This is a genomic window from Marinitoga sp. 1197 (genome assembly GCF_001021165.1).
Classification (GTDB): domain Bacteria; phylum Thermotogota; class Thermotogae; order Petrotogales; family Petrotogaceae; genus Marinitoga.
This window is the reverse complement of the sequence record NZ_AZAY01000006.1, coordinates 1-24694: the sequence shown is the minus strand read 5'-3', so window position 1 is coordinate 24694 and position 24694 is coordinate 1. Positions and strand designations below refer to the sequence as shown.

The 24694-nt window shown below is 27.8% G+C and carries 24 protein-coding genes; 10 read left to right on the top strand and 14 right to left on the bottom strand.

The features are described 5' to 3' along the window. Nucleotides 1-10: 10 nt before the first annotated feature. The 10 genes from X275_RS01535 (at nucleotide 11) to groL (ending at nucleotide 12025) form a co-directional block, all read left to right on the top strand. On the top strand, nucleotides 11-1222 hold the full coding sequence (locus tag X275_RS01535; RefSeq protein ID WP_047266485.1) for an ABC transporter substrate-binding protein: 1212 nt from the start codon (nucleotides 11-13) through the stop codon (nucleotides 1220-1222). 58 nt (nucleotides 1223-1280) lie between these two features. Next, the gene (locus X275_RS01530) at nucleotides 1281-2150 is read left to right on the top strand and encodes a carbohydrate ABC transporter permease (protein WP_047267216.1); all 870 of its coding nucleotides are present in this window, start codon (nucleotides 1281-1283) and stop codon (nucleotides 2148-2150) included. Further along, nucleotides 2151-3464, top strand: a complete 1314-nt coding sequence (locus X275_RS01525; RefSeq protein WP_047267215.1) for an ABC transporter permease subunit — start codon at nucleotides 2151-2153, stop codon at nucleotides 3462-3464. Nucleotides 3465-3484: 20 nt separating this feature from the next. Then, a complete protein-coding gene (locus X275_RS01520; RefSeq protein ID WP_047267214.1) occupies nucleotides 3485-4579 on the top strand; it encodes an ABC transporter ATP-binding protein in 1095 nt (364 codons plus the stop codon). 4 nt (nucleotides 4580-4583) lie between these two features. Next, nucleotides 4584-5888, top strand: a complete 1305-nt coding sequence (gene mggS, locus X275_RS01515) for a mannosylglucosylglycerate synthase (RefSeq protein WP_047267213.1) — start codon at nucleotides 4584-4586, stop codon at nucleotides 5886-5888. A gap of 10 nt (nucleotides 5889-5898) precedes the next feature. Next, nucleotides 5899-6873 (top strand): LacI family DNA-binding transcriptional regulator, encoded by a 975-nt coding sequence (locus tag X275_RS01510; protein ID WP_047267212.1) that lies wholly within the window; start codon nucleotides 5899-5901, stop codon nucleotides 6871-6873. A gap of 174 nt (nucleotides 6874-7047) precedes the next feature. Beyond that, complete coding sequence (locus X275_RS01505) at nucleotides 7048-9591, top strand: efflux RND transporter permease subunit (protein WP_047267211.1); 2544 nt, start codon at nucleotides 7048-7050, stop codon at nucleotides 9589-9591. A gap of 84 nt (nucleotides 9592-9675) precedes the next feature. After that, entirely contained in the window at nucleotides 9676-9945 is a 270-nt protein-coding gene (locus X275_RS01500) for a hypothetical protein (protein ID WP_047267210.1), read from the top strand. Nucleotides 9946-10121: 176 nt separating this feature from the next. Further along, on the top strand, nucleotides 10122-10391 hold the full coding sequence (groES, locus tag X275_RS01495; RefSeq protein ID WP_047267209.1) for a co-chaperone GroES: 270 nt from the start codon (nucleotides 10122-10124) through the stop codon (nucleotides 10389-10391). A gap of 14 nt (nucleotides 10392-10405) precedes the next feature. Beyond that, the gene (gene groL, locus X275_RS01490) at nucleotides 10406-12025 is read left to right on the top strand and encodes a chaperonin GroEL (protein WP_047267208.1); all 1620 of its coding nucleotides are present in this window, start codon (nucleotides 10406-10408) and stop codon (nucleotides 12023-12025) included. 36 nt (nucleotides 12026-12061) lie between these two features. Here the strand turns inward: groL and pyrE are convergent, their stop codons facing one another. From pyrE to X275_RS01420, 14 genes are all read right to left on the bottom strand, one after another. After that, nucleotides 12062-12622, bottom strand: a complete 561-nt coding sequence (pyrE, locus tag X275_RS01485; RefSeq protein ID WP_047267207.1) for an orotate phosphoribosyltransferase — start codon at nucleotides 12620-12622, stop codon at nucleotides 12062-12064. Between the two features lie 4 nt (nucleotides 12623-12626). Then, nucleotides 12627-13379 (bottom strand): orotidine-5'-phosphate decarboxylase, encoded by a 753-nt coding sequence (gene pyrF / locus X275_RS01480; RefSeq protein WP_047267206.1) that lies wholly within the window; start codon nucleotides 13377-13379, stop codon nucleotides 12627-12629. After that, complete coding sequence (locus X275_RS01475) at nucleotides 13372-14271, bottom strand: dihydroorotate dehydrogenase (RefSeq protein ID WP_047267205.1); 900 nt, start codon at nucleotides 14269-14271, stop codon at nucleotides 13372-13374. Before X275_RS01475 ends, pyrF begins: the two co-directional genes overlap by 8 nt. After that, entirely contained in the window at nucleotides 14265-14969 is a 705-nt protein-coding gene (locus X275_RS01470; RefSeq protein WP_047267204.1) for an iron-sulfur cluster-binding protein, read from the bottom strand. Before X275_RS01470 ends, X275_RS01475 begins: the two co-directional genes overlap by 7 nt. Further along, nucleotides 14969-16165, bottom strand: a complete 1197-nt coding sequence (locus X275_RS01465; protein ID WP_047267203.1) for a dihydroorotase — start codon at nucleotides 16163-16165, stop codon at nucleotides 14969-14971. The genes X275_RS01470 and X275_RS01465 overlap by 1 nt, the downstream gene beginning before the upstream one ends. Nucleotides 16166-16225: 60 nt before the next feature. Beyond that, the gene (locus X275_RS01460; protein WP_197072571.1) at nucleotides 16226-17836 is read right to left on the bottom strand and encodes a bifunctional aspartate carbamoyltransferase catalytic subunit/aspartate carbamoyltransferase regulatory subunit; all 1611 of its coding nucleotides are present in this window, start codon (nucleotides 17834-17836) and stop codon (nucleotides 16226-16228) included. A 408-nt stretch (nucleotides 17837-18244) separates the two neighbouring features. Next, the gene (locus X275_RS01455) at nucleotides 18245-19192 is read right to left on the bottom strand and encodes a sensor histidine kinase (RefSeq protein ID WP_047267202.1); all 948 of its coding nucleotides are present in this window, start codon (nucleotides 19190-19192) and stop codon (nucleotides 18245-18247) included. A gap of 10 nt (nucleotides 19193-19202) precedes the next feature. Next, complete coding sequence (locus X275_RS01450) at nucleotides 19203-19871, bottom strand: response regulator transcription factor (RefSeq protein WP_047267201.1); 669 nt, start codon at nucleotides 19869-19871, stop codon at nucleotides 19203-19205. Between the two features lie 15 nt (nucleotides 19872-19886). Next, nucleotides 19887-20549, bottom strand: coding sequence for a phosphate signaling complex protein PhoU (gene phoU / locus X275_RS01445; RefSeq protein WP_047267200.1), 663 nt, complete (start codon nucleotides 20547-20549; stop codon nucleotides 19887-19889). A gap of 14 nt (nucleotides 20550-20563) precedes the next feature. Beyond that, on the bottom strand, nucleotides 20564-21340 hold the full coding sequence (gene pstB, locus X275_RS01440; RefSeq protein ID WP_047266503.1) for a phosphate ABC transporter ATP-binding protein PstB: 777 nt from the start codon (nucleotides 21338-21340) through the stop codon (nucleotides 20564-20566). Next, nucleotides 21333-22154, bottom strand: coding sequence for a phosphate ABC transporter permease PstA (pstA, locus tag X275_RS01435; protein ID WP_047267199.1), 822 nt, complete (start codon nucleotides 22152-22154; stop codon nucleotides 21333-21335). The genes pstB and pstA overlap by 8 nt, the downstream gene beginning before the upstream one ends. 27 nt (nucleotides 22155-22181) lie before the next feature. Continuing rightward, entirely contained in the window at nucleotides 22182-23039 is an 858-nt protein-coding gene (locus X275_RS01430) for a PstC family ABC transporter permease (protein WP_047267198.1), read from the bottom strand. Nucleotides 23040-23078: 39 nt separating this feature from the next. Then, a complete protein-coding gene (locus X275_RS01425; protein WP_047267197.1) occupies nucleotides 23079-23903 on the bottom strand; it encodes a phosphate ABC transporter substrate-binding protein PstS family protein in 825 nt (274 codons plus the stop codon). Nucleotides 23904-24077: 174 nt separating this feature from the next. Next, on the bottom strand, nucleotides 24078-24694 hold a 617-nt coding region (locus X275_RS01420; RefSeq protein ID WP_047267196.1), incomplete at its 5' end, for a PD-(D/E)XK nuclease domain-containing protein.

Genomic DNA, 24694 nt, shown 5'->3' with positions numbered 1-24694 from the left:
GGGGAAAGGTATGAAAAAGATTTTAGTAACATTACTGATAGTTTCTCTTATGATTATAGGTTTTAGTGTTGAAACGTTGGTAGTATCTTCAAGATTGTGGACTCCGCCAACAGAGAAAGAGTTTATAATTAACGAAATTATTAAACCTTTTGAAGATATGTATGGTGTAAAAGTAAAATTCCAAACTATGGATGATCAAAGTATTTTGGATCAAATTGATGTTCAAAGAAAAACAAATAATGTTACAACAGATGTAATAATTTTATATGCATCAAATATGCCAAAAGCTGTAGATAGAGATTACGTTTATGATTTAACACCTTTTATTAAAAAATGGAATGATAGAACATTCTCAAAAGGTTTCGACTCAATGACAGTATTTAATGGTCACAGGTATTTTCTACCAGTTGGTGCTGATGTATATCTAACTTTAATTAACAAAAAAGCTTTAAAATATAAACCAGAATATATAGATGTAGAAAATATAACATGGGAACAATTAGCAGAATGGGCAAATTTAGTGGCAAGAGCAGAAGGCGAAGGGAAATTTGCAGTTACTGGTGTTCCAATGAAATCTCTTATATATCAAATAGGAGCAATAGCATTATCTTATGGTGCTGATTGGCCAAATTTGGATACACCAGGTTCAATGGCTGCATGGTATTTATTGTACAAAATGAAAGATGCATTTTCACCAGCAATAAAAACTTATGATGATACAAGACCACCTATGAAAAGAGAAGAAACCTGGATGACAGTTGCTCATTCAGCTCGTGTAGGAGAAGTATTTAAAAGTAATCCAACCCAATTTATCGTAGCCCCAGTTCCTAAAGGACCAGCAGGAAGAGGTTCAGTTGCAGGAACAAGTGGATTTGCAATTGTAAAAGGAACAAAACATTTTGATTTAGCATTAAAATTTTTAGAATATATGACAAGACCTGATGTAATGTTAAAAGCAAGCAAGGGTACGGGTGGATTTATACCTCCAGTTGACGAAGCTATTGAATATCTGGGAAATAACCCGGAAGATCTTATAATAAAAAATGCAGTTAAAGTTTTAAATGAAGGCGTATTAGCTTATATTGAACCTATATGGAAAGATTGGGGACAGGTAAAATTAGTTTATGATGATTTATTCAAAAAGATGATTTTAGAAGACAAAAAATTTGAACCGGATTTAATGGAAATATATCAATTTAAAATTGATGCTATGAGAAAATAATTGATAATTTTTTAGTGGGGCGTTCTAAGAGCGCCCCTTTAATAAAGGGGTGATTCTTTTGAAAAAAGCTTTAGAAAAAAAATGGATTCCCTATATTTTGATTGCTCCAACTATCATATTTTATATTGTTTTCTGGTTAAGACCTGTTTTAACTGCAATAATATATAGTTTTTTTGATGAAAATAATATATTTACTCTAAATAATTATATTACTATTTTTAAAGATCCATTTTTTAATCAGGCTATAACAAATACAAGCATTTTTGTTTTGATTTCGGTAACTTTAGAATTCATAGTTGCCTTTTTATTAGCTTTAATAATAAACAAAAAATTTTTTGGTTCTCAGGTTTTATTATCAATAGCACTTATTCCTATGGCTTTACCAGCAGTAGCCGTAGGCGCAATGTGGTCAAGTGGTTTTGCATCATATGGATGGGTAAACAGTATTTTATATCATCTTGGTATTATAGATGCAAACCAAAAAATAGTTTTTTTAGCTGGAAGTGATTTTCAATCTTTAATGTTAATTATTTTAATTGATGCATGGCAGGTTATACCATTTATGATGGTTATACTTTTAGCTGGATTACAAAATATTCCTAAAGAATCGATTGAAGCAGGATATATTTTTGGAGGTACAAAATTTACTGTTTTAAGAAAAATTACTATGCCAATGTTAAAATCAAGCATTCAAACTGCATTAATATTAAGAATAATATCTGCAATCCAAGTATGGTTAATAATAGTAATGATATACGGTTATAGAAGAATTCCTGTACTTCTGGAAGAAGTTGTTTTTTATAAAGAGCAAGTGCTGGGGTTCTACAGGGTAGCTCTTGCCTATTCTGTCATAGTATCAGTTGTAGTTTCTGCTGTTTCAATAATTTATTTGAAAGTTTCAGGTGCCTTCGAGAAGGAGGGAATTTAAATGAATTCAAAACAATCATATAAAAAGATCCTTTCAACTACTATATTTTATATAATTATTGCAGGAATTATTATGATTATAATAACCCCAATATATTTTTTATTTACAATCTCACTTATGTCAGATCAGGAAGCGTATGATTGGCCTACAAGACTGGTTCCTTCTTTTTTTAATCATTTTCGACTTGAATTATCAAAACCTAAATTATCAGAAAATGATAAGTATATTATAAGTATATACAGCCCGGTAAAAAAGAAATATATTACACTACTTGAAACAAATGATTTTGCCAAATTACAAACATTTATAAGAAGAAAAACGAACAGCCTGATAAAAAAAGAAAATTTTGATAAACAATTAAAAAAATTAAAAGATCTCTCAGAAAAAAATCCTGAAAAGATAGAAAAAGTTTTATCTGAAAGAATTAATTTAAATAAAAAGCTGAACATTTTAAATGTAGAAATTGGAAGATTAATGGAAAAAATTGATATGGCAGAAAAAATCGGTGGAATGGATGAATTAATTAAGCAGTTAAAAAATGAGATTGAAATTAAAAATAATGAAATAAATAAAATAGAAAAATTACTGGAAGAAAATGAAAAAAATTTTGACAAATTAGGAACTGTACATTTTACAATTTCAAAAAAATTATTGGATAATTATATTACATTTTTTAGAGTTACAAGCGATGCTATTCCTGCTTTAATAAGAAGTATAGAAGTGGCCTTCCTTACAGTTTTAATTTCTTTAACTATTGGTGGAATGGCTGGATATGCTTTTGCAAGATACTATTTTAAAGGAAAAAATTTATTGAAATTAAGCGTACTATTTGTCAGAATGTTTCCAGGAATTTCTATAGCAATGCCTATGGTAATTATTTTAATAAACATGGGATTTTATGATAAACCTATTGGATTATCATTAGTATATTCAGTTGGACAAATAGGAATGACAATATGGATTACAGCAAGTATATTTATGGGAATTTCTGTCGAATTGGAAGAAGCAGCTATGGTATTTGGGACATCACGATTCGGAGCATTTATGAAAATAACCTTACCTCTGGCTTTACCAGGATTGGCAGCAAGCGCTATGTATGCTTTTATTGGCAGTTGGGCGGAAACTGCTCAGGCCATTGTTTTAACCCAATTTAATCCTACATTTCCGGTAGTTGTTTATCAAACACTGGTTGGAGCAAAAGGATTAATAAATTTAAGCGCCGCAGGTGGAGTATCGTTAGCTTTACCAGCAATCATCTTTACATTGATTATTAGAAAATATATACTTCAAATGTGGGGCGGAGTTAGAGTATAAAAATATAAGGGGAGATGAATATGGCTACATTAAAACTTATAAATTTATCCAAAAAATATGGAAAAAGTGTTTGGGGTGCAAAAAATGTAAATTTAGAAGTCAATCATGGAGAATTTGTTGTATTTTTAGGACCTTCTGGTTGTGGTAAAACCACTACACTGCGTATGATTGCAGGCTTAGAAGAAGTTACAGAAGGAATGATTTTAATAGATGATAAAGATGTGACTTTTTTGGAACCTCGCAAAAGAGAAGTCAGTATGGTATTTCAAAGTTATGCTGTATGGCCTCATATGACAGTGTATGAAAATATAGCTTTTCCTTTAAAATTAAAAAAAGAATCTAAAGAAAAAATAGATTCAATTGTAAATGAAGTTGCTGAAATGGTTAAAATAAAAGAATATTTAAAAAGATATCCAAGACAATTATCGGGTGGGCAAAGACAAAGAGTGGCATTGGCTCGTGCGTTAGCGGTAAAGCCTAAAATCTTTCTAATGGATGAACCTTTATCTAATCTAGATGCTAAATTAAGAGTAAAAATGAGAACAGAGCTTAAAGCTATTCATAACAAAACAGGAGCTACAACTATCTTTGTAACTCACGACCAATCAGAAGCTTTATCTATGGCTGATAGAATTGTTGTTATGAGAAATGGTCATATAGAACAGGTTGGAAATCCAGACGACGTATATTTTGATAGCGAAAATACTTTTGTAGCTGGCTTTATTGGAACACCACCAACAAATTTTTTTAAAATGGAAATAAAAACAGAAAATGGAAAAACTATATTTTTTAATGAAAATCTTAAATTTACCTTATCAGAAAAAATAAAAGATTTGTTAAAAAATTATAATAAAAGCAAAATTATATTGGGTATTAGACCGGAAAGTTTTAAAATAGAAGAAAATAAAAATAAAGCACATTTTACGGAAAAAATTTTAGTTGTAGAACCACAAGGATCACATCAGATTATAGCACTTGAAATAGGAGAGCAAATAATAAAAATCATAGCTCCAGCCTTTCCAAAATACAAAGCAAACGAAATAATAAATATTAGTTTTGATGAAGACAGAATAATGCTTTTTGATATTGAAACAGAAAAAAGGATAAGGAGATGAAAAAATGAATATAGCATTATTACATTATCGTGGCGGATTAATGGATGGTGTTTCACTTGAAATGGAAAAGTGGAAAGCTGTTCTTGAAAACCTTGGTCATAAAGTTGATATTGTAGCAGGGAATGAAAACGAAGGTGTGGATATTACTATAAAGGAAATAGGTTTTGAAACATCAGATTATAAACTAATAAACAAAAACGCCTTTGAAAAATTGGAAGATTTTTCTAAAGAAGAATTAATATCTAAAATAGAAAATAATAGCGAAAAAATTTTAAAAATCTTTAATGAAAAACTGGACAAATATGATGTTATAATGCCGAATAATATATGGTCACTGGGGGCATATTTACCTGTTGCAATAGCATTAAAAAATTATGCAGATATACATCCTGAAAAAATTTTTATATCACATCATCATGACTTCTGGTGGGAAAGAGAATATTTTTTAAAAACTACCTTAAAAGAAATAAAGAATATGTTAATTGAATATTGCCCACCTGTGGGAAAAAATATAAAGCATATGGTTATTAACAGTCTGGCCCAAAAAGAATTAAATCTAAGAAAAAATGTAGATTCAACAATAGTTCCAAATGTTATGGACTTTGAATCTCCGTTTGAAGTAAGTATAGAATTAAATAAAAAAATAAGAAAGCAATTTAATATATCATCTGGAAGTATAGTTTTCTTACAGGCAACAAGAATTACAAGAAGAAAAGCAATTGAACTTGCAATTGATCTTATCGAAAAATTTAAATATAAAGCTAAAAATTATATTGGTAAAACTTTATATAACGGCGAAAGTTTTGATGGAAATGTATATTTAGCTTTTTCTGGAATGAGTGAAGATGATAATTATAAAAATGAATTACTCGAAAAAGCCATTAAATCAAATATTAATATAATAGATATGTATTCTTCTGTTGAAAAAGGTATTTTAAGTTTTTGGGATTTATATAGTGTTTCTGATATAATAACATATCCTTCAATACTAGAAGGGTGGGGGAATCAACTCTTAGAAGCTATAATTTCAAAAAAACCTGTTGTATTATTTGAATACGAAATATTCTTAAAAGATATAAAATCTTCTGGTTTAGAATACATAAATTTGGGTAGTAAATTTATGAAAAAAGGTAATTTAGTAGAAATTGAAGAAAACACTTTAAATCAGGCTGTTGACAGAACAATAAAAATTCTATTTAATAAAAATGAATATTATAATTTAATAAATAAGAATTTTGAAATTGGAAAGAAAAACTATAGCTTTAAAACATTAGAAAAAATAATAAAAGAACTATTATCTACAATATAGAGGTGAAAATATGGCAACAATAGATGAGGTTGCCAAATTAGCTGGTGTATCTAAAGCAACCGTATCAAGAGTTATTAACAATAGTGCAAATGTTAATGAAGAAACAAGAGCAAAGGTTTTATCTGCCATAGAAAAATTAAAGTTTAAACCAAAATTTTCTGCTAAAGCTTTGGCTAAAAGCAAAAAACAATTTAATATTGCAATTTGCTTGGGAAAAAGAATGGAATTAATAAAAGATTCAACAGATGAAATAGGGCAATTTTATGGAATTATATTGAAAGAAATAAAAGGAATGGCAACATTTTATGGCATTAATGTTAAAGAAATAATTCTGGAAAATCCTGAAGAAAATTTTGATGGATATATACTTGTTGGTGGTGATGTAACAAAAAATATTTTAGAATTATATAAAAATTTCAAAAAACCATTAATATTATTAGATCATTATATACCGGGTGAAAAAATTGACAGCATATTACCTGATAGTTTTAGTGGAGCCTTTTATGCAGTAAATTATTTGATAAAAAAAGAGATGAAAAAAATTGTTCATATACACGGTCCCTTAAACTCGTACGGCTTTAGAAGTCGTTATAATGGTTATACAGAAGCTATGATGCTTTCTAAATTAAAACCTATATATTACGAATATGATGATGTAAGGAATAATATGGATGAAGTTATAAAACTATTAATAAAAAATAATGATATGCCTCAGGCTATATTTGCATCAAACGACATTACAGCTATTAGAGTAATTGAAGAATTAAAAAAATATAATATAAAAATTCCAGAAGATATCTCTGTTGTAGGGTTTGATGACATACCAAAAGCAAAAAAATATAAACTTACAACTGTTAAAGTATATAAACAGGAAATGGGAAATGTTGCTTTTAAACGTTTATATGAATTAATGCTCGGAGAAAATACACATCCTATAAGAATGTCGTTATTTACAGAATTCATAAAAAGAAAAAGTAGCAAATAACCAGAAACGTAGTTTCTGGTTATTTTTTTACTCTTTTCAAAAACTATTGGGAAATATGTTAGCAAATACAAATCTTTGATATCAAAATATTCAATATAAAATTATTAATTATCAATATTTAAGCAATTTTAAGGTATAATATATTTAGAATACTTTTAATTATGAGGTGATGGCATGAAAACTCTGGGTAATTTTATTATTAAGCACTCAAAAAGCATATTTATATTTTTCTCCATATTAACAATAATATTTGTTGCATTGGCAGTTACACTTCAGATAAGACCAGGATTTCTGGATTTGCTTCCGGATAATGATCCATATGTAAAAGTATACAAAGATGCTACAAAAAGTTTTAAAAGTGTAGATAGCGTAATAATCGGAATTGAAGGAAAAAGAGAAAATATAATTTCTTATGTTGAAGATATATCGGAAAAATTAAAAGGCATGGATCATATTGATGCTATTTATTATAAAAATCCAGTTGATTTCATTTCAAAAAATATTTTTTTATTATCTCCAGATGAAGAGCAGGATTTTTTAAAAAAGTTATACACATCATATGACCTTACAAGTTTTTTTGAAGCCCTAAATGTTATGTTCAAAGAACCCGAAAATGGTTATAAAATAACAGAGCAGGATAGAAAGCAATTTGAATATCTGTTAAAATCAATGTATGATTTATTTAATGAAATAGAGAATGGTAATGAAGAAAAAATACAAGAAAAATTTTTTAATATGCTGTTTGGTGAAAAATATTTAATAACAAAAGATGGAACTTTTGGTTTGATTATTATACGCCCTTCAATTAGTTCTAATGATATAAAAAAGGTTGTTACTCTTGTGAATTCCATAGAAAAAAATGTTAAAAAAGAAGCTAAAAAATTTAACGTAAAGGCTGGATTAACAGGAACACTGGTTATTGCAAGAGACGAAATGATTGTAACAGAAAGAGATATGGCAGTAGCAACATCTGTATCATTAATATTAATAATAACAATTTTTTTATTGGGATTTAGAAGCATAAGATATATGTTATTATCTGTTATTCCTCTAATTTTAGGAATTATATGGGGTATGGGATTTACAAAAATTACTATTGGGTCATTAAATATTATGACAATAATGATGGGAGCAATTTTAGCTGGTCTGGGAATTGATTATTCCATACATATAATATCTTTATTTATAGAATTAAGAAATGAAGGTTTATCAATAGTAGAATCAATAAAAGGGATATTTGAAAAGAATGTCAGAGGTATAATAGCTGGAGCAGTAACAACGGCAATTGGAATGGGAATTTTTTCAATAAGTTCATTTCCTGGATTTAAGGAATTTGGTATAGTATTATCTTCAGGAATAATTTTTACATTATTAGCAGCAATTTTTATACTAACAATATTATTAAAAACATTTGGAAATAAATATAAAAATCCAGGAACCATTTTTGTCATAGACTATGACATAAAAAAGTATAGAAATATAAATATATTTTTAATGATAACTTTAATAATTTTGTCATTCATCAAAATAAGCAATGTTGAATTTGATAAAAACATGCTGAATATAGAAGCAAAAGGACTGGAAAGTATTGAATTAAATGAAAAAATTTTAAAAAATTTCGAATTTTCTCCAGACAATACAATATTTATCAGCAACAACTTAATTGAAGCACAGGAATTATATAACGAACTAAAAGATTTAAAAATTTTCTCACAAATAGATAGTATTTCTCTTTTTTTGCCTGATACAGAATTGCAGGTTAAACGTTTAAGAAATGCATATGAAACAAAGAACGCACCAATTCAAAAATTTGAATTAAACACAACAGAATTAAAAAAAGTACTCAGCTCACTTAATTTCAATATGGCAAAAGCAGCAATATCTTTAAATCTTATGGGATATAAAGATTTAGCAAAACAATTGAGAGATATTATAAAAAGTGGTATTTTAATAAAAATATCAAATAAAAATATAAACGATTTAGTAAACATAGAAAATACAATAATTTCTGTAATAACTGAATTAAGAAAAAATCTAAATTCGGATAAATTAATTACTCTTAATGATATTCCAGATGAAATAAAAAGTAATTATCTTGGTAATGATGGTAAGATTTTAACAACAGCATATTCAAATGGAGATATATGGAATGTTGAATATCAAAAGGCATATTTCAAACAATTGGAAAAGTTGGAATTAAAAAATGTAAGTGGTACTGCATTAATATTTTTACGCGTTATTCAAATATCTGCAAGAGAAGGAAAAAAGATTTTATTATTAACAATTATATTTATATATATTGTATTATTATTCGATATGAAAAGTTTTAAATACGCTACGATGGCATTATTACCAATGATTTTGTCGATAATATTAATACTTGGTGTAATGGGTTGGTTTAATATTAAATTAAATGTGGTTAATATAGTAGCTTTACCTCTTATTATTGGAATAGGTGTAGATGATGGAATACATTTGATTCATAGATATAGAAGGGAAAAAAATTTAAGATTGGCATTAAAAAGTACTGGTAAAGCTATAACAATGACAACATTAACGACCGGAGCCGCTTTTGGAACATTTATGCTGGCTAAATATAGAGGTTTTATTGGATTTGGTCTTCTTTTATTGTTAGGAGTTATCTTTAGTTATCTTATAACTGTTTTTGTAGTAACATCGATAATAAGTTATATAGATAAAAATGATGAATCAAAATAATCAAAACGATGTGAAAATTTCAATTTAAACGTAATTTATCAATGATATAATATATTTGACAACAATATTTTAAGGAGGGATAAAATGCCAATAAATTATGGTTCAGATACCGGCAAAGGTTTTTATAAAGAAGAAGGATTATCTACATTTTTAAAAGCTGTTGAAAGTTCTATAATAAAATCTCCGGTGAAAAATAACAAAGTATTATTGAGTGATTTATGGGTAATATCATCATTGCCAAAGGATTTGATAATTGAAGTAATAAAAAAATATTCATCAGATTTAACAGTTCCAGAAGATATAAACGAAATAATAGATGATAGACATAATGAAATTATATGGAAAAAATCATAACTCAAAGAAAAAATGAGTAAAAAACATGTAATTAGTAATAATTGTGTTTAATTACTCATAATATAAAATATTCAGACTTGAATATTTTTTCAAGAAAGGGTATCATATTAATCGGAAATTAGCACTCGGATACTTTGACTGCTAAAAATAAAAATTGAGTAAGGAGGGTGATATGAATGAAAGTAAAACCATTAGGTAACAGATTATTGATAAAACCTGTTATAGAAGAAAAGAAAACAGAAGGTGGAATAGTATTACCAGATACCGCAAAAGAAAAACCTATGAGAGCAGAAGTTGTTGCAGTTGGAAACATAGATGATGATGTAGAAATAAACGTAGGTGATCATGTAATTTTTGCAAAATATTCTGGAACAGAAATAAAGATAGATGACGAAGATTTTATCTTAATTGATGTGGATGATATTTTAGCAAAATATGAAGACTAAGGAGGTGTTGTGAAATGGCAAAGATGATGATGTTTTCAGAAGAAGCAAGAAGAGCTCTTGAAAGAGGTGTTGATAAAGTAGCAAATGCTGTTAAAATAACCTTAGGACCTAAAGGAAGAAATGTAGTTTTAGAAAAAAGCTGGGGTTCTCCTACAATTACAAACGATGGTGTTTCAATAGCTAAAGAAATAGAATTAAAAGATAAATTTGAAAATTTAGGCGCACAATTAGTAAAAGAAGTAGCTTCAAAAACAAATGATGTTGCTGGTGACGGTACAACAACAGCTACAGTTTTAGCACAAGCAATGATAAAAGAAGGATTAAAAAATGTTGCAGCTGGCGCTAACCCAATGTTAATGAAAAACGGTATTCAAAAAGCTGCTAAAAAGGCTGTTGAAGAAGTTGGTAAAATGAGCAAAAAATTATCAAGCAAGGAAGACATCGCTCATGTAGCATCAATTTCTGCTAATAATGAAGAAATTGGTAAAATAATTGCTGATGCAATGGATAAAGTTGGAGAAGATGGTGTTATTACAGTTGAAGATTCAAAAACCATGGAAACATTTGTAGACTTCACAGAAGGTATGCAATTTGACAGAGGTTATATTTCACCATACTTTGTAACAGATACAGAAAAAATGGAAGCAATAATGAAAGAACCATACATTTTAATTACAGATAAAAAGATTTCAACAGTTAAACCATTAATTCCTGTATTGGAAAAAGTAGCCCAAGCTGGAAAACCATTAGTAATTATTGCAGAAGACGTTGAAGGTGAAGCATTATCAACATTAGTATTAAATAAATTAAGAGGAACTTTAGAATCAGTTGCAGTAAAAGCTCCAGGTTTTGGAGATAGAAGAAAAGCTATGTTACAAGATATAGCTATTTTAACAGGTGGAGTTGTAATTAGCGAAGAAGTTGGATTAACATTAGAAAACGTAACTTTAAATGACTTAGGTAGAGCAGATGTTGTTAAAGTAAGAAAAGATGACACAATTATAGTTAGCGGAAAAGGTGACGAAGAAAAGATTAAAGAAAGAATAAAACAAATAAAAGCACAAATTGAAAATACAACATCAGAATACGAAAAAGAAACATTACAAGAAAGATTAGCAAAAATGGCTGGCGGTGTTGCTGTAATTAAAGTTGGTGCAGCAACAGAAACAGAATTAAAAGAAAAGAAACATAGAATCGAAGATGCATTATCAGCAACAAGAGCAGCTGTTGATGAAGGTATAGTTCCTGGTGGTGGAGTAACTTTATTAAGAGCAAAAAAAGCTGTTGAACCATTATTAAATGAGTTAGAAGGAGACGAATTAATCGGAGCAAAAGTTGTATATAACGCATTAGAAGCTCCTATCAGACAGATAGCATTAAATGCTGGTGTTGATGGTGCAATAATAATTGATAGAGTATTGGCAAAAGACGAAGTTTCATATGGATATGATGCATTAAATAATGAATATGTTGATATGTTTGAAAAAGGTATTATCGATCCAGCTAAAGTTACAAGAAGTGCTGTACAAAATGCTTCTTCAATCGCATCAATGTTATTAACAACAGAAGTATTAGTAGTAGATGAACCAAAAGAAGAAAAAGCACCTGAAATGCCAGATATGCCAGCATATTAATAATGATCAATAAAAGCCGCCTTATGGCGGCTTCTTTTATTTTCTGCTACCTGGCTTATACACTTCTATACCCTCTTTACACATTGGACATTCATTCTCATTATAAGTTTTAGCTTTTACATTTACTAATGTTTCTAATGTGTGATCATTTAATTTATTTTTTTCACTTCTATTGACTATACATCCAACTCCAATAATATTTGATTCGTATTTTTTTAATGATTCAATAACTTCAAGTGTAGATTTTCCGGTAGTTATTACATCTTCAATTATAATAATTTTTTTATTTTTTTCTATATAAAAATTTCTTCTTAATTCCATTTTTCCATCTTTATTTCTTTCTGTGAATAAAAAAGGTATATTAAATGCTCTAGCAACTTCATATCCTATTATAACTCCACCAAGAGCAGGCGAAACAATATAATCTGGTTTTTCTATAAATTTTTTTGATAATTCTATACCGAGAATTTCAGCATATTCTGGAAATTTTAATACCTGAGCACATTGTATATATGTATCCGAATGAAGACCTGATGATAACAAAAAATGCCCATTTAAAATAGCATTTGTTTCTTTTAAAAGTTTTAATATATCCATTCCTTTACCTCCATTTATTAATTTTTTCATTAAATTCTATTGTTTTAACTTTGGGGTTTTCATCAAAAATTATAGCTCTTGATATGTTAATTACTATATTCTCATATCCGTTTAAATTTTCAAATAATTTTTTGATATTGCCACCTTGAGTACCTATTCCCGGAATTAAAAATAACATATTTTCTGATATTGAAATAATATTTTTTATATATTCTGAATTAGTTGCGCCAACAACTATACCTATTTTATTTAAATATTCTTTATTTAATTCATTCATTTTTTTTGTTATTTTCAAATATAATTCATCTGGAATTTCAAAATCATATGCCCCTTTATTTGAAGTTAACGCAAGTGAAAAAACATGTGAATTTTCATACTCCAAATATGGTTCTAATGTATCTATTCCCATTAACGGATTTATTGTTAATGAATCAACTTTTAATTTTTTAAAATAATATTCTGCATATGCTTTTGCTGTATTTCCAATATCCCCTCTTTTAGCATCCAATATAATTGGTATTTCAGGATCATTTTGTATATAATTTATTGTTTTTTCCAGAATTTCCATTCCAATTGGACCTAATTTTTCATAAAACGCTATATTTATTTTATATCCACATATTAAATCATTCGTTTGATCAATAATTTTTTTATTAAATTCTAAAATGTCTCCTTTTATCCTTTTTTCATCGCTATCCAATCCAACAAATAATACAGAATTTATTTTTTTTCTTCTTTCTATATATTTTTTATACATAATATCCCTCCAGGGCGCAAGATAATATTTCCTCATATTTTTTTTCTTTAAAATACTCTTCTAATTTATCAATTATCCTTGTAGGTATTTCTGGATCACTCATTACTCCAGAACCTATTCCAACCAAATTAGCACCTGCCATAATAAATTCTATCGCATCTTTATAATCAAATACCCCTCCCATTCCAATAATTGGCAAATTTTTAAACTTTCTTTTTATTCTAAATATAGTTGCAAGAGCTATTGGTTTTATAGCTGGACCACTAAATCCTCCAACCCCTCTTTTTAATATTGGTTTTTTGTTTTCTATTGATATTTTCATTCCCTTTGGTGAGTTTATCAATGTCACACCATCAGCTCCGCCTTTTATTGCAGAATATACTAATTCTTCCAAAAATGTTTCCACACCAAATTTTACAAACAATGGTTTTTTTGATATTTTTTTTGCTTCTTTTAAGAGATCAAAAATCTCTATTTCATCTGTTCCTAATGCGATTCCACTTTTTCCAACATTTGGACAGGATAAATTTAACTCAAAAAATGCCGCCTTTGAATTATTTAATTTTTCTATTAATTCAAGATAATCCTTTTTGTTATTTCCACCAATACTGAGTATTATATTTGTATTTAATTTGTTTAAAAATGGCAAATCATATTTCATGAAATCTTCTATTCCAGGGTTCTGAAGTCCTATTGAATTTATTATTCCAGATTTAACATTTACAATTCTTGGTGGTGGGTTACCTTCTCTCTTTTCAGGCGTTACCGTTTTCGCGGTAAATCCTCCTAATTTATTTAAATTTATATATTCCGATAATTCTTTTCCGTTACCTCCTGGCCCAGAGGCAATAATAATTGGATTTTTGAAATTAACACCACATATTTTTACCATTCAAGTTGCACCTCACTTAAATCAAAAATCGGCCCATCTTTACATATCATCTTTATTCCATTTTTCGTTCTTATTGGACAGCCCTTACACATACCAATTCCACATGCCATTCTCGCTTCTAAAGATGCGTATATTCTATTATTTTTAAATTCATTTTGTGTAGCTTTAATCATATCTAAACTGCCACAAATCAATAAATAATCTTTATCTGTAATATTTAACTGCTTAGCATATTCAATCATATTTATATTTTTTTCTTCATCTATGTGCAACCCTTCTAAATCAATTATTTTTTTTATTTCATTTGTTGAAAAACCATATATTTTACCCTTTACAAATTCTGGATATTTCTCTGAAAAATGTATAAGTGGTGCTGAACCGCAGTCTCCTCCAAGTAATACATATTTTTTATTTTTTTCTATTTTTTCTATAAATGGAGTTCCATAAGGGCCTCTTATTTCTATTTCATCATTTGTTTTTAAATTCTTTATTCTTGAAGTCATTTCACCAACTACAGCTATTAAAAATTTTATTATATTATTTTCCTGATATATTACTGAAAACGGCTTTGAAAAATCAAAACATTCTGACTTTATCATTACAAATTGACCGGGTTCTATGTCTATTCTTTTTTCTGTTTCTACAGTTAACAATATATAATTTTCTGTATTCCTATTTTCTCTTATTATAGCTTTCATTAAAATCCCCTTTCATTATATTTAATTTTCCCATCAATCATTGTCAATAATACTTTTCCATATAATTGTTTATAGGGCATATTTTTACCTTTTGAATATATTATTTTATCCCATTCTTCTTTTGGATTAAAAATAACTAAATCTGCAGAATATCCTTCTTTTATATCCCCAATTTTTGATAATTTAAAATTTTTCGAAGGGTTATAAGTTGTTTTTTCTATTAAATATTTGAAATCTATTTTATGTTTTTTTGAAAGAGTATAAATAGCAGGTAAAAAGATGTCTAATCCTGAGATTCCATTAGGAGCGTTTTCATAATCTTTATTCTTTTCCTTTAATGTATGTGGAGCATGATCACTTACAATAATATCAATATAATCAAGATTATTTATCAAATATTTTTGAGTATCTTTGTCTGGTAATGGAGGATTTATTTTTTTTAATGTATTGTTTTTCTCCTTTTCTAACAAAAGATGATGAAAGGTTATTTCACAACTTACTTTTAAATCTTCTGTTTTTGCATATTTTATTAAATCAAGTGTATTTGATGTTGATATGTGAGCAATATGAACATGAGAATTAGAAAACTTTGATAATTCTATATCTCTTGCAACCATCAATGATTCAAATATCTCTTTTCCCAAAAATCTCTTATCTTCACAATGATTTATTATAATTCCATTAAATTCTTTTGTAATTTGCAAAGCTTTTAACATTATTTCATCATCCCAAACTGGATCACCATCGTCTGAGAAAAATCTATATCCATATTTACTAAATTTTTTTAAATCATTTATTATTTTTCCTTCTCTTTTTTTTGTAATTGCAGGAATAGGAATAATTTTTGAAAGATTTGTTTTTCGACTTTTTTCTTCTATATATTGAAGGCTTTCCAAATTATCAAGAGATGGTTTTGTGTTAGGCATTACTCCTAATGTTGTAACTCCTCCATGAATTGCTGCTTTAAGACCTGTCTCTATAGTTTCTTTATATTCAAAACCGGGATCTCTTAAATGTGTATGCATATCTATTATTCCTGGTATAATTACGTATCCATTTGCATCAATTACTTTAGTTACTTTAGCTTTCTTTTGATTTTTTGTAATTTCAATTATTCTTCCATTTTCTATATATATATTAAATCTTCCATTTGTAGAATGTGATATTATTTCAGCATTTTTTATCATAATACTCATATTATCACCTGCTATATAAATTTTTAATACATAAACGTTTAATATATGAATGTTTTAATGTTAAATATCCCATATTTCATTATAATCGTGTGGTGTCTCACAATATTCGCATATCAATTGTCCTTTTTCATCTTTTATGAATGAACCTTTAACATTTTCACCATAAATAGGATTTGTTATACAATTTTCGTTTTTACATCTTAATTCTTCAAATCCATATACTTTTGGTGGTAGTTTTATTCTATATTTTTCTATTACCCTTGAATTTTTTATTATATTAACAGTTATATTAGGCGAAATAGCCGATAATTTTTTAATCTCTTTTTTGGTTAAATACCTATCAGGAAGACTTATATATCCTTTAAAATTTCCATCTTCTGATTTGAAAATCCCATCTGCACTATCTATATCAAAAAATTTCATTATTTTTCTTATTTTCATAATTGTTAAATAAATCTCTTCAGGTTCTTTCCCTTTTGCAATATGATCTATAACAGTTCCATTTTTAATTGGTTTAATACCTCTTTTTCCTTCTTTTTGAACTCCTTTATTTCCATTTTTCACTTCCGCATTTACTATGAATTTTTCATCATCTATTTTTGGTTCATTAAGCATTTCCGTTTTTATAGAAGTGTTAAAATCCGCTTTTAACGCACCACCAAACATTGATAATAATATAATTCTTGTCCAATATCCATTAATAGCTTGTTTTTCCCAACCATTTAAAGGTAATTTATCAAGAAAGGTAGGAATTGTGGGGTATATTTTGTGTCTTGGAAGAGGATGATAAAACTTTACCTGGTGTGGAAGTAGAGATAGAAAGTCTTTTCTGAAAGTAACTGAATTTCTTAATATAAATTCTTTTTCTAAAATATCTTCACCCATTCTTTCTAATTGAAGTCTGGTAAAATACCATATATCTGCAATATCCTTCTGTTTTAAATATTTTTCTATAGATTCAAATATTCTAACTTCAAAGCCGTTGTTCTTCATTTTTTCTATATAATGAAAAGGCATTGAAATTTCTTCTGGTGCAATTAAATCTACTTTAACACTTTTAAAAATTTTCAAACCATTGATTTTTGAGTGGACAGTTCTTCCATGAAGCAAATCACCAACAAGGGCTATATGGATAAAAGAGTTATCAAAATTCTTTTTTTCAAGGAAAGTAAATTCATCAAGAAGTTCCTGTGTAGGGTGTTCGTGTTTACCATCTCCAGCATTAATAAAAGAAGGAATAGGAAGGTTATTTCTGAGAGCAAATTGAGAAACGGATCTTTCAAGTAATCTACACGTACCTTCTAATTTTGTTCTAACAATGAAAATCGAATAATCACTATAGCCAGTTAGCATATTAAATGTATCAACATAACTTTCTTTTTTATTAAAAGAGGAATGATTTGAATCGAAGATTGTAACTCTAGCTTTTTTGTGGAATTTTGCAGCATTGATGAAGGATTCTTTGGTTCTTGTGCTTGGTTCAATAAAGACAATATAAATACCGACATTTTTGTTAATCATAAACTCAGATAAATCTTCCTTGTTAAGCCATTTTTGTTTTAAACGATAGGTCTGATTATACAAAAAAAGTTGCTCATCAACTGTAAAGTCATTTATAACCGCAAGGGACCTTCCAAGAAAATCATTTTTTAACACCACTGAATTTTCCAATTTACCCACCTCCCAAATTTTTATTCTCACAAATCATACACAAAAAAATTAAAAAAATCAATTAATATAACGTAACAGCAAAATTAACATTTTGCTGTTTAAATTTATTTTAGTGTGTCCAATTAGTAAAGCAAGCGAAAACTCGCAGATTGTCCGAAAAAATAGCGAATGTAGCCGGTCAATTTTGCACGGATGCAAAATTGAGTGAAGCCGAACATGGACGTGAGTCTGATACGACCGGCGAGAATGAGCTATTTTTGAGGATTAACAATCAAGGTTTGAGCGACTTTACTTTTTGGACATCGTAATTTATTTAAAATGTATTAAAAAGTCAAATTCACTAAAACATCTCGATTGCTTATCCTACAACCCGCGGTAGCGTGTATATTGCAAAGCAAATATTTAATTTCATGTAAGGTAAACTGTAAACTTAGTTCCAACCTGCCATTTTGATTCAAAATCTATTTTATATCCAGCTAACTCACATAAATATTTCACAATGGATAAACCAAGTCCGGAACCTCTGGCATACTTCTTTGCATCATATCCTCTATAAAATCTTTCAAATATTCTATCCTTCTCATTATCTCTTATTCCGATACCATTATCTTCAACAACTATTTTTTCTTTATTTATTATAATTTTTACTGTTGAATTTTCATGTGAATATTTTATGGCATTTGAAGTTAAATTTCTTAAAATTGTGTATATTACAAAAGAATCACCTTTTAAATAATCTACATTAGATATAAAATTTATTTTTATTTTTTTATTCGTTATTTTATTTTCAAGATCACTTATAACATCACTGAAAATTTTTCCGGGATCAAATATATCATATTTTAGCACATAACTACCAAATTCTGCCATGGATAATAATGTAAGTTGGTCCAGTATTCTTTCTATTTTATTTAAGGATTCTTTTACTTTAGATATGTTTTTTTTCAAATTAACTTCTTTTATAAAATCATCGAGTATATAAATATTCCCTTTTGCAACAGATAAAGGTGTTCTTATTTCATGAGATAAAGAAGTTATAAAATCTGCTTTGACTTTTTTTAAAAGTTCCTGTTCAGTTCTATCTTTTAATATGAGAACCTGTTCTTTTGAAAAATATTTAATAGAAAGATATTTGCTTTTTCCATGGAAAAAATATACTGTTGAATTAATATTAAAATCCTTTGAATTAATAATAGATTTTATAAATTCATCTATTTCATTAAATGTCATTATATTTATAATATCACTGTTTTCATTAAATCCATAATCTTTAGCTTTCATATTAGCACGTTTTACTTTAATTTTATCCAAAATTATATAAGCCTCATCAATATAATCCAATGTTTGAAATTTCATGTTTTCTCCCCTAATCTGTAACTTTTTTATTAAATTTATACCCCATATTTCTAATAGTTTTTATCCAGTTTTTGCCTATTTTAGAGCGTATCATACTAATGTGAACATCAACAACACGATCCGTAATATATTCATTGTCATACCATATACTTTCTATAATCTCATTTCTCGAAAATATTTTATTATTGTTTTTAGCTAATAAATATAATATTTCAAATTCTTTTGCTGTTAAATCAATAATCTTACCTTTGTATTTCACAGTATAATTATTAGAATAGATTTCCAGATCTTCAAATTGTAATTTTTCATCTTCATTTTTTAACCGCTTCAATAATGCTCTAACCCTTGCAACAACTTCTCTGGGATTGAATGGCTTTGTAATATAATCATCAGCTCCGCTTTCAATTCCAAAAATTTTATCTCTATCTGTATTTTTTGCAGAAATTATTATAATTCCTGTATTTTTATTTTTTGATCTGATATAAGGTAATATATCAACTGAATCACCATCCGGTAACATTATATCAAGTAATATAATATCAACCTTATTAGAATTTAAAAATTTAGTCATTTCATTTATCGAATCAACTTCAAATAATTCATATCTTTCTATTTCAAGATAGGTTTTTAATATATCCTTAATATCAGAATCATCCTCAACAATAAGAATAGATGACATATTTTCACCCCCAAATTATAAAAAATTGGTTATTTTTTCTCCTTTTTCAATATACACTATCTCTTCACAAAGGTTCGTCACCTGATCTGAAACTCTTTCAATATCCCTTGCAATCAATGCATAAGGTATAATAGATTTTTCATCTATTATATCCTTTTTAAAATCTATCAATATATCTTTTCTTATCTGAATTTCCAATTCATCTATTATATTATCTTTTTTCCAAATTTCTATGGCAAGTTCTGTATTTCTTTCATTAAAAGCTTTAAAAACTTCTTTCAACATTTCAAGTGATAACCCGATCATCTTCATCATATCTTCATTTAAAGAGGCTCTTATTCCATTATCTTTAAAATAAAAAACCTTTTGAGCAATATTACAGGATAAATCACCAATTCTTTCAAGATTATTTGAAAATTTAATCATAGTAATAATATATCTCAATTCTTTTGCTAATGGATTATAACGGGCAATGATCTGATAAACTTCATCTTCAATTTTTCTATTTATATCATCAATCTTATCATCAAGATTTATAACCTGCTTAGCTTTTGATTCATTATTGTTTTCTAAAGCTTCAATTGCTATATTAAATGAATCCAGAACTAAAGATAACATTTTTGATATATCTGCTTTTAATACTAAAATTTCATTTTCAAAGTGATGTACATTTTGCATTTATATAACCTCCATTATCCTATTCTTCCATTTAAGTAATCTTCTGTTAATTCATTTTTAGGTGATTTTATTATTTCAGAAGTTAATCCTCCTTCAATCAATTCACCCTGATACATAAAATACAAATAATCAGATATTCTTACTGCCTGGGCCAGATTATGAGTAACAATAATAATTGTATAATTTTCAGATAATTCTTCAAGTAATCTTTCTATTCTTTGAGTAGCAATTGGATCCAGAGCTGAGGTTGGTTCGTCTAATAATATAACTTCAGGATCAACTGCAATGGCTCTTGCAATACATAATCTCTGTTGCTGACCACCAGAAAGTTCATAAGCCGATTTATACAATTCATCCTTTACTTCATCCCATAAAGCTGCTTTTTTTAGAGAATTTTCAACTATTTCTTCAATTTTATTTTTATTTTTCATACCGTGAATTTTTAATCCAAAAGCAATATTCTCAAAAATTGACATTGGAAATGGAACTGGTTTTTGAAATACCATACCAACCCTTTTTCTATATATAGTAATATCTAAACTTTTATCATATATATTGGTGTCTTCAAACAATATTTCTCCTGAAATACGGTAATCTGAAATATTATCATTCATTCTATTTATACTTCTTAATAATGTAGACTTTCCACATCCAGACGGTCCTATAATTGCACTTATTCTATTCCTTTTAAATTTTATATTAATATCTTTCAAAGCTTGTTTATTTCCATACCATGCATTAAAGTTCTTTACCTCTATTATATCATCTTTTTTTATAATAACATTATTCATCCATTTTCCTCCTTATTCTAAATGCAATAGAATAAATTATTAAAATTATCATCATTAACAATGAAGCTGTTCCTTTCGCCATCCATTGCGCACTTTCACCATATACCATAGCTATATTGTAAATATGTGTGGGTAATGTCATTACCGGATCCTTTAAAGTTTTTGGCAAATGCGTTGAATAAAATACCGCTGCAGTTAAAAGCACTGGAGCTGTTTCTCCCATAACTCTTCCTGCACCAATCAAAACAGCAGTTATAATTCTTGATTTTGCTGCAGGTACTACAACTTTATAAATAACTTCAGTTTTTTTCGCTCCTAATGCATAAGCCGACTCCCTTAATGCATTTGAAACTCCGTTTAACGCTTCTCTTGTGGCAGAAGATATAATTGGCAATGCCATAACAGATAATGTTAATGCTCCAGATAAAAGTGATGTTTTGAAACCCAAAGTAATTGAAAACAAGGCTAAACCAAACAAACCAAACACAATTGAAGGTACACCAGATAAAGATGTTATAGCTATATCTAATAATCTTCCAAATTTATTATTTCCATATTCAGATAAAAAAATACCAGTTAAAACACCTATTGGAACAGAAATTAGAAGTGTTAAAAATAAAAGTAAAAAAGTTCCTAAAATCGCAGGAAATATTCCACCATCTGTCATCATATTTTTTGGAGATTCAAGAAAAAAAGATACTGAAAAATATTTAATCCCATCAAATATTACAAATAAAAATATAAAGACTATTGTAAGAAATACTAAATAACTTAAAAACCTAAATATATAGGAAAATACTAAATCTTTCTTCATTTTTTCAATCTCCTTAAATAACTTTTATTAAAATTTTTTAATTGAAATTCTTTTAGATATTAATGTTAATAAAAATGATATACTGAGCAAAAATAAGCCAGAAACAAATAAAGCTGAATAATGCAAACTACCTATTTCAACTTCTCCCATTTCACTTGCTATTGCAGCTGTTAATGGCCTTATAGGATCAAGTAATGAAGTTGGTAACATATTTGCACCTCCAGCTGCCATTAAAACAACCATAGTTTCACCTATAATTCTATTAATAGTTAAAATAGATGCATTTAAAATCCCAGAAATGGCTGCTCTTGATACAATTTTAAAACCAGCAGTAAATTTTGTTGAACCAAGTGCGAGAGCACTTTCTTTTAATTCAATATCAATAGAATCTAATGCTTCCTGCATCAAAGAAGCAGAATACGGCAAAGATAATATTGTAAGACCTATAGCAGCAAGCAACATATTCTCAGGTGACCATGCTCCTATTTCAAACATCCACGGGGAGATATAAATAATTAAAAACATACCAATAATTACAGATGGAACACCAGATAATAAATCTATGGATGATTTTATCATTCTCTTTTCAAATGGTGTTGCATATTCATACATAAAAAAAGCAACTATATATCCAAGGGGCAAAACAATCAAAGAAGTAAAAACTGTTAAAATAATAGAATCAAAAAGCATTGTAAGAATCCCATATGCTGCATCTTCAGAAGTTGGATACCAATCAAAAGTGGTAAAAATTCCCACACCAGCCTCTTTCAATGCTGGTATGGATTCTTTGATTATGAATATAAAAATTGATATTAAAGCAATTATACCTATAGTTGCAGTTAACTTTATCAAAATAGAATTCATTCTATTTTTAAATTCTCGCATTTGAACACTCCTTTTTTATCACCATTTTTACCAATAATTTTAAAACCCATATGCTGCAATATATCCTGCTTTCTCAGCTAATTCCTGACCTTTTTTTGATAATCCAAAGGTTATATATTCTTTTATAACTCCACTTTCAGGCCATCCATTAGTTACATCAATAAACATATATAATGGTCTTGAAATAGGATACTTTGCGTTTAAAATATTCAATTTAGTCGGATGTATATTTTCAACTGTTAAAACTTTTACAGAATTTGTCACATATCCAACGCCAACATATGCAATAGCATAAGGATTTCTGGAAACTTGTTCAATTTCAAATTGTGTAGACTCAACCATTTTTACTGTTGAGGCCATTCGTTCTTTGTTTAAAACCTTTTTTTCAAAAGTCTCATATGTACCGGAAGCTGTATTTCTTGAATAAATAACAATTCTTTTCTTTGGCAAATTCGGGTTTACCTGATTCCATGTTCTGATTTTACCTGTATAAATATTTTTTAATGTTTCTAAAGAAATATTATCTATTTTTAATTTTGGATTAACAATTATTGCAATTCCATCATAGGCAATAACAATAGGAGCAAAATATTTATTTTCTTCATTCATTTTTTTTATTTCTTTTTCTTTTAAAAATCTGCTTGCATTTGCAATATCTGTTGTCCCATTAAATAAAGCTGCAATTCCAGTTGAAGATCCGGCTCCCTCAAGAGTTATCTCTAAATCTGGTTTAACTTTTTTAAGTTCTTCTATCCATAATTGAGCAATAGGAAAAATAGTATTAGAACCTTTAATAATCAACTTTGTTGAAAAAGAAATAACTACAAAACTCATTAATAATACAACTAAAAATACCTTTTTCATAATTTAACCTCCCATTTTGATTTTTATTCCTTAATGCACCTAAATTGTATACTCTAATTTTTTTCTTAATATTTATCTATATTAAGAAATATTAAAGAAAAAAATCACAAAATTTGAGGATTTTTGCTTTTGGAGTAATATACAACCAACAAAAAACTCCAGCTTTTGCTGGAGTTATATTTTTGAAGGATTTTCAAAATTGGTTTTTATAAACCAAATATGTAATTTTATTCCATTTTCTCCTTCTTCTATATATTCAAAATCTTTTATTGTATTTGAATATATTATTAGCCATCCCTCTTTTATCCCTTTTCTTTTTATATATTCTTTTATTTGTTTTTTTGATTTTTCATATTGATCTTCATCTATATTTGCTTTTATTTCTATTAAGTATTCTTTGTTGTTTAAATTTATCAATAAATCTATTCTTCCTCCGCCTATTTGTGTTTCTGGATATACTTTTCCATCTGCTGCTTCTACATACAAACTAAGAAATTGATCAAGATTGTATTGATATACCCCTTCGTAATAGTTCCTGCCTTTGAACATTACTGCTCCTCTTGATTTTATATATTTTATATATCTTTTTATCAATTTGTTTAATTCCAGACTTCCATCTTTGTTTAGATATTTTTTTATACTTTCATCAAATGGTTTCATTTGCGATTTTTCTCCATTGATTTGTGGTTTGAATCTTGCATATAATGCTTTGTAATACAACGGCACTTTTACACAGCATATGCCTTCACAATTGTCTATTACTCCGTTTATATATAAGAATTTTATGTTTT